The organism is Mesorhizobium loti, from assembly GCF_003148495.1.
GTDB classification, from domain to species: Bacteria; Pseudomonadota; Alphaproteobacteria; order Rhizobiales; family Rhizobiaceae; genus Mesorhizobium; species Mesorhizobium loti.
Genome location: NZ_QGGH01000001.1, coordinates 509,520 through 516,248, shown reverse-complemented (window position 1 = coordinate 516,248; position 6,729 = coordinate 509,520). Strand labels below are relative to the sequence as shown.

Here is a 6,729-nt window from a genome sequence, read left to right as displayed (position 1 = left end):
GGGCAATCCAGGCACCGGCAAGACGACGGTGGCGCTCAGGATGGCAAATCTGCTCCATCGGCTTGGGTACGTGCGCAAGGGCCATCTCGTCTCGGTAACGCGCGACGACCTCGTCGGCCAGTATATCGGCCATACCGCGCCGAAGACGAAGGAGGTGCTGAAGAAGGCGATGGGGGGGCGTGTTGTTCATCGACGAAGCCTACTATCTCTACCGTCCCGACAACGAGCGCGACTATGGCCAGGAAGCCATCGAAATCCTCCTGCAGGTGATGGAGAACCAGCGGGACGACCTCGTCGTCATCCTCGCCGGCTATGGGGACCGGATGGAGCGCTTCTATCAGTCCAACCCGGGATTTCGATCGCGCATCGCGCACCACATCGACTTCCCGGACTATGAGGACGCAGGGCCCTCTTGCGTTCAGGGCTTGCCGTAGTCGTCAGAAAACGTCAAGGGCGCGCGAGCTGGCGCCAGCCAGCGGCACAGATAGATCAGACTGAATGAAGCAACAGCCAGGCTCGACGCAAGCAACAGCAGCAGCGCGAGTGAAATGTCCGCGAGCGATCCCGCAACCGCAGTAGCGATCGCCGATCCAAGCCAAGAAGCCGCCTGTAGCCAGCCATAGGCCTTTGCATGTTGAGAGGGCTGGGTGACCCGAGAAACCTCCGATGTCAGAAAAGCAATGGTCGGCGCTACCGCAAGTCCACTCATCACGAGGATGATGGAAAAGAGAGGCAGGTTCGATGTCACCAAGCCTGCCATAGCGATGCTCGCAACTGATGGAACCGGAAGGAGCAACAAGCGAATCCGCTCGATATTTCGAAAACGACTGAGCATCAGCCCGCCGACCAAAGAAGCGCCTGCCCATGCCGTTAGAAGCAGCGCCGCTACCGTTCGGTCATCAATCCGTGCAACAACGGCAACCTCGATGCATGCGAGCATACCGTAGGCTGCGGCTCCTGAGAAAATCAACGCCTGGGTCAGCCAGTTGAGATTCGTATTGCCCCGCCTCGGACCTTCGTCAGGATGCTCCGATTTACGTTCGATGCCATGCCCGACGTGCGCAAAAGTCAGCGAAACCAAACCGAGTAACGCCGCGCAAGAAATCGTGGGCCCAAGCTGCCCTACAAAATTCGAGGCGGCTACGACCAAGGGCGCAATAACAAATGCCGAGCTCGCCAAAGCTGCCTCTGCGTCAAATGCAACGGAGCGCCGATCAGCGTCGAGTAGACCCGCAAGGAGAGCACGCGCCTGTGCTGTGATAGGCGGCAGTGAGGCGCCGGCGATCGTGGAAACAAGCACAGCAGAGAGCGGGCCGCTGACAATGCCGATCCCGACATGGCTCGCAAAGCTGACAATACCCAATAGCAGAAACGTTGGACGCCAACCAATATTCTTTACGATCGCAATCCAGAGCGGTTGGCTGAGGGCACCCGCAAAGGTCCAACCGGTCAGAGCAAACGAGGCGACCGCAAGTGAGAGTTTGTCAGCTAGCGTGACGAGGATCGCGAGCGGTCCCATGCTCGTCGCGACACGATAGGCCATTGTTACTGCCAAAATCGCCAGGACATTTCTAGGTAGGCTCGCCATGTTTCCTAACACTACCCATGTCTAGGCGATTATCTTAGGCTGCCACAGAAAGGCTATCTTTTCAGCTCGGTCAAGCAAGGCGGTGGCCAAAGGTGTGAGGCCGACGGACGACTTTTCTCATGCCTTGACAGCAATGAGCGGACCTCCCGAAACCCAATTCGAGACATGGCGAGGCCTGTCGGTGCGGCGTATGCAATCCAACTTCCCGTGGCTGTCCGCGCGACGTGCCGAACCTTCGCCCTGGTGCCGGGCGCTCAATGCCTAACTTTCCTTTGCGAGCATTGAGCTCAAAGGATAGTCCCGCCACGCGGGTCGAGGCAGAACCAAATTATTTGCCAAGTCACACCTCTCCCCCGATTGCATTTCGGCCCATAACCTTGGTCGCAGCAGGTAGTGTACCGTCGACACGCGGTTGTACCAAACGGCACCTGAATCTAGACACCTGCTCACGCACCACACCGCAACCGTAGTGGCCGCTTAACTGGAACAGGCATTTCCCGGATCTTCAGTTCGCCATGATGAGGGCGTCGGTGACGAGCTGGGCCGTCATCTCGGCCTTCATCGACCAGCCGACGACGCGGCGCGATAGCAGGTCGACGACTGCATTTGCTTCATGGACCACACATCAGGCGCTTCGCCTGAGCGATGACCGGATCGAGCGTCACATAGTTGTTCGACACATAACGTTCCTGCCATTTCAGAGGGTAGTTCGACACCGCTCGCCCATCCGATACGCGCACGCTGAAAATGGGCAAAATGCTCGAAACCGGAATTCGTGGCGAATTCCTGCAGGGCGGTTTTGATCGAGCGCTCATCCCGAGCGAGCTCCATCGCGTCGATCAAACGATCAAGATGATTGCCTAGGACGCGTTCTGCTTTTGCTGGCAACATCAAACCTCCTCGTATTGTTGCGTGCCTATGCTCGCACCTCGCTCGGGCTAGCAGTGGGTGATCGTCGTGAACCTCTCCGCCGCGAAGTGTGCCGCACCAATCGCGGAAGAGCATTCACCTTTTCGGATGGCATCGAAGAACGCTCCCTTCTTGGTATTTCGTCGATCGATTGTGGCAATGCTTTTATGCCGAGCGAGCACGCGATGTCGCTCGTCGTCCTGGATTGACAGGATTCCGGTGCGCTGATCGTGATGCTCGGCAATCAACTTGCGCGTCCCGCCGGCTTGGCAATCTCGAGCAGACGAGACTCACTCAAAACACCAGCTTCTTTCAAAATAGGATAGGCGATCGCCGCTATGTGGGCGTTGATACGCTTAAGATCACGCAGGATGTCGAGGTGCAGCGCACTAGTCTGGAGACTTTCGATCTGCCCGTCGCGAAGCCGATTAAGATGGTTGTCCGCTGACCGCTTCTCGAGATAGCGGATATCGACTTTCGCCTCGACCAGCCGGCGGGCGAGCTTTGCGTCGCCTGACACGAGGATGCTCTGGGCGATGCGCAGGTTCGCGATCGTGACTGCGTAAACCTCCTCGATCTCTGCCGCTCCTGGGGCCGAGAAGGTCAGCTGGTTTCTGATCTTTTTCACGACGAGATCATGCAAGTTCTTTTCTATGATATCGCCGATGTGCTCGAGATTGATGGCGTAGGAGACGATCTCGGCCGAGCGATGTGCCTCGTCTTCGTCGAGATCTGTCCGATTGAGGTTGGAGAGATAGAGCTTTACTTGCTCGTGCAAGCGATCGACTTCGTCATCCATAGCGGCGATGTCGGCGCAGAGCTTGGTGTCGTTCCGACGCAGCGCTTCCAGATTTTTTTGCAGCATGTCCGTCACGTTGTCGCCGATGCGCAACGTTTCTCGGACTGCACCAGCAAGCGCCATTGCTGGATTGCTGAGACTCGCCTGATCGAGATGGCCAGGACCGCCCTGAATCGGCACTTCCGGCAGCAACCGGCGCATCGCCCACGAAACGGCACCGAGTAGTGGCAGCATGATTGCAGCGAGCAGCAAGTTTAATCCGATGTGTGCGTCGACAACGAGTTGCGCCGGCTCCAAGGCGAAGCCGGAGAGCGCGGAAGCCGCCTGATCGGCGAAGGGCAACACGATCACGCAGCCAATCAGCCGGACGGCGAGATTGCCGATGGTCACCCGCCGTGCCAGCGGACCGTCTCCCATCGTGGCGATCACAGGAGGGACAGCGCCGCCAAGATTGGCGCCGAGAACCAGAGCGATGCCGAGAGCGGGTCCAACCGTTCCGCTGGCAGCCAGTGACATAACGAGAAGGACGATGGCGAGGCTGGAGGACGAGGCGATTGGCAGCACGGCCGCGACCACGACCGCCAGCGCCGGCACTGCATCCAGTGAGGCCATTAGCGCGCGCAGCACCTCAGACTGCCGCATCGGCTCGGTCGATTGGCCAAGCAGATGAAGCGACAACAGCATCAGCCCCAGCCCCAGCACCGCGCGGGCGATCCCCTTGTGCGGCCTGGCTTCGCTGAACGTGAACATGACGACACCGGCTGCAATCATCAGCGGCGCGAGCCAGTGGATGTCGAAGGCCAGAATCCGCGTGACCAGGCTGGTGCCGACATTGGCACCGAGCATGATCGCCTGCGCCATGGCCGAACTTATGAAGCCGCTGCCGGCGAATGAAGCTGTCATGAGCGCGGTGGCCGTGCTGCTCTGCAACGCCATGGTGGCGGCAAGGCCGACGCCGAAAGCCATCAGCCGGTTGCGAGTGGCGGCGGCGATCCAGCGGCGCAGTCGGGCGCCAAATGCCCGGCTCACGCCGGTCTTGACCATGCGTATACCCCACAGCAGAAGTGCAACTGCGCCGATGAGGTCAATCATGGGGGTCCTTCCCACGTATATGCACTGGCGAGATCCCGGAATTTGGAAGCGCTGACATCAGCGCTTCCAGTCCAACACGATCTTGCCGGAGTTACCGCTTTGCATGGCTTGGAAGCCAAGCTCGTAGTCGCTTATAGGCAGGCGATGTGTGATCACCTTGCGCACGTCGAGGCCGCTCTGCAGCATCGCCAGCATCTTGTGCCAGGTCTCGAACATCTCACGCCCGTAGATGCCCTTGACCGTCAGCATCTTGAACACGACCTTGGTCCAGTCGACCGGAGCCGGCCTTGCCGGGATGCCGAGCATTGCGATCTTGCCGCCCATGACGAGATGCTCGACCATTTGGTCGAAGGCCGCTGGTGCGCCGCTCATTTCCAGGCCGATATCGAAGCCTTCCTTCATGCCAAGCTTGGCCTTGACGGAGCTTAGGTCCTCCTTCGACACATCGACCGGCACGACGTCGGCGACCTCGGCCGCGAGCGCAAGCCGCATCGGATTGATGTCGGTGATAACCACATGCCGCGCGCCAACATGCCTGGCCACCGCCGCACTCATGATGCCGATCGGACCGGCACCGGTCACGAGGACATCCTCGCCAACCAGATCGAAGGACAATGCGGTATGGACCGCATTGCCGAGTGGATCGAGGATGGCGCCGATCTCGTCGTCGATCGTGTCGGGGAGAGGCACGACGTTGAACGCCGGCAGCCTGAGATATTCTGCGAAGGCGCCGGGAATGTTGACGCCGATCCCCTTGGTTTCGGGATCGAGATGGAATCGGCCTCCGCGGGCTGCACGACTGTTCATCCCGATGACGTGGCCCTCGCCCGAGACACGCTGGCCGATGGGGAGATTGCGAACGTTTGATCCCGTTTCGACGATCTCGCCGGCATACTCATGCCCGACTACCATGGGGACGGGAACCGTGCGCCGCGCCCATTCGTCCCAAGCATAGATATGTATGTCGGTTCCGCAGATCCCCGTCTTGTTGATCTTGATCAGGACGTCGTCCGGTCCGATCGGGGGTACCGGCTGATCATCGAGCCAGAGGCCGGGTTCGGCCATTGCCTTGACAAGCGCTCGCATCAAAATACCCCTCTCAATCATCAAATTATCCCGATCGCCCCGCCGGCATCCTTGAAGGCATCTAGGGCGAAGTCGACGTCCGTTTCGGTGAGCGCCGCCGACATCTGTGTCCTGATCCGGGCCTTGCCCTTGGGAACGACGGGAAAGAAGAAGGCCGCGACATAGACGCCGCGCTCGTCGAGCGCTGCCGCCATCTGTTGGGCGAGCCGCGCGTCATGGAGCATGACCGGAATGATTGGCGTCTCGCCAGGAAGCAACTCGAAGCCCGCACTAGCGAGCTTGGACCGGAACCGGACGGCGTGAGAGGAAAGAATCTGTCGCCGATCATCGGCCTGCCTTGCGATCTCGATCGCCTTGATCGAACCGGCTGCGATTGCAGGGGCGAGACTGTTCGAGAACAGATAGGGCCGGGCGCGCTGGCGAAGCAGATCGATGATCGGCTGCGCAGCCGCAACAAAACCACCCATCGCGCCACCCAGGCTCTTGCCCAGCGTTCCCGTCACAATGTCGACGCGCGGCCCGACGCCGGTCAGCGCCGGTGTGCCCCGGCCCGCCTCGCCAATGTGCCCCGTCGCGTGGCAATCGTCGACCATGACGAGCGCGCCATAGCGCTCGGCGAGATCGCAGATCGCCGGCAGGTTGGCGACATAGCCATCCATAGAGAAGACGCCATCGGTGACGATCAGCTTGAACCGGGCGCCATCGGCGGCAGCCTCCTTGAGCCGATCCTCAAGCTCGTTCATGTCGCTGTTTAAAAAGCGATAACGCTTTGCCCTGCTGAGACGCACGCCATCGATAATCGAAGCGTGGTTCAGCGAATCTGAAATGATTGCGTCCTCCGCTCCCAGCAGTACCTCGAAAATGCCGCCATTGGCATCGAAGCAAGCGGCAAACAGGATCGCGTCGTCCTTGCCTAGGTAGTGTGCGATCGTCTGTTCAAGCTCGCGATGCAAGGTCTGCGTGCCGCAGATGAACCGAACCGACGCCATTCCGAAGCCGAATTTATCAAGACCTACTTTGGCGGCCGCCACGATTTCCGGATGGTTCGCTAGGCCTAGATAGTTGTTGGCGCAGAGATTGATAACGTCGCGGGTTCCTGCAGGCAACGTCACATCTATGCGGCCGTGCTGGGGACCGGCGATCAACCGTTCCCGTTTGTAGAGGCCCTCGGCTTCGATTGTCGCGAGGGTTTCGTTCAAATGTCTCAGGAAGGTCGCAGCCACACCGTCACCAAATTCCGTTATAAGGGAATTAA

General features: G+C 59.7%; 6 protein-coding genes and 1 pseudogene. 1 reads left to right on the top strand and 6 read right to left on the bottom strand.

Going from position 1 to position 6,729, the window contains the following annotated elements:
• Nucleotides 1-401: pseudogene (locus C8D77_RS02735) on the top strand (AAA family ATPase); the annotation flags it as partial.
• A gap of 17 nt (nucleotides 402-418) precedes the next feature.
• On the opposite strand, the gene C8D77_RS02730 reads toward C8D77_RS02735, so the two are convergent.
• The 6 genes from C8D77_RS02730 to C8D77_RS02705 all read right to left on the bottom strand — a co-directional run bounded on the left by C8D77_RS02730 (nucleotide 419) and on the right by C8D77_RS02705 (nucleotide 6,697).
• Nucleotides 419-1,543: an MFS transporter gene (locus C8D77_RS02730; protein WP_109659084.1), complete on the bottom strand. Its 1,125-nt coding sequence runs from the start codon at nucleotides 1,541-1,543 to the stop codon at nucleotides 419-421.
• Nucleotides 1,544-2,146: 603 nt separating this feature from the next.
• On the bottom strand, nucleotides 2,147-2,479 hold the full coding sequence (locus C8D77_RS38235) for a hypothetical protein (RefSeq protein ID WP_245951705.1): 333 nt from the start codon (nucleotides 2,477-2,479) through the stop codon (nucleotides 2,147-2,149).
• Between the two features lie 47 nt (nucleotides 2,480-2,526).
• Nucleotides 2,527-2,745 carry a hypothetical protein gene (locus tag C8D77_RS02720; protein WP_109659080.1) on the bottom strand — a complete coding sequence of 73 codons (219 nt, stop codon included), beginning with the start codon at nucleotides 2,743-2,745 and terminating at the stop codon, nucleotides 2,527-2,529.
• A complete protein-coding gene (locus C8D77_RS02715) occupies nucleotides 2,742-4,388 on the bottom strand; it encodes a Na/Pi cotransporter family protein (protein ID WP_109659078.1) in 1,647 nt (548 codons plus the stop codon). The genes C8D77_RS02720 and C8D77_RS02715 overlap by 4 nt, the downstream gene beginning before the upstream one ends.
• A gap of 57 nt (nucleotides 4,389-4,445) precedes the next feature.
• Nucleotides 4,446-5,474 (bottom strand): L-threonine 3-dehydrogenase, encoded by a 1,029-nt coding sequence (gene tdh / locus C8D77_RS02710; protein ID WP_109659076.1) that lies wholly within the window; start codon nucleotides 5,472-5,474, stop codon nucleotides 4,446-4,448.
• A gap of 20 nt (nucleotides 5,475-5,494) precedes the next feature.
• The gene (locus C8D77_RS02705; protein WP_109659074.1) at nucleotides 5,495-6,697 is read right to left on the bottom strand and encodes a glycine C-acetyltransferase; all 1,203 of its coding nucleotides are present in this window, start codon (nucleotides 6,695-6,697) and stop codon (nucleotides 5,495-5,497) included.
• Nucleotides 6,698-6,729: the final 32 nt, after the last annotated feature.

Excerpts from the sequence above, each read along its gene's own strand:
- C8D77_RS02730 (WP_109659084.1), bottom strand. The coding sequence starts at position 1,543 with ATGGCCTATCGTGTCGCGACGAGCATGGGACCGCTCGCGATCCTCGTC.
- C8D77_RS38235 (WP_245951705.1), bottom strand. The coding sequence starts at position 2,479 with ATGTTGCCAGCAAAAGCAGAACGCGTCCTAGGCAATCATCTTGATCGT.
- C8D77_RS02715 (WP_109659078.1), bottom strand. The coding sequence starts at position 4,388 with ATGATTGACCTCATCGGCGCAGTTGCACTTCTGCTGTGGGGTATACGC.
- tdh (WP_109659076.1), bottom strand. The coding sequence starts at position 5,474 with ATGCGAGCGCTTGTCAAGGCAATGGCCGAACCCGGCCTCTGGCTCGAT.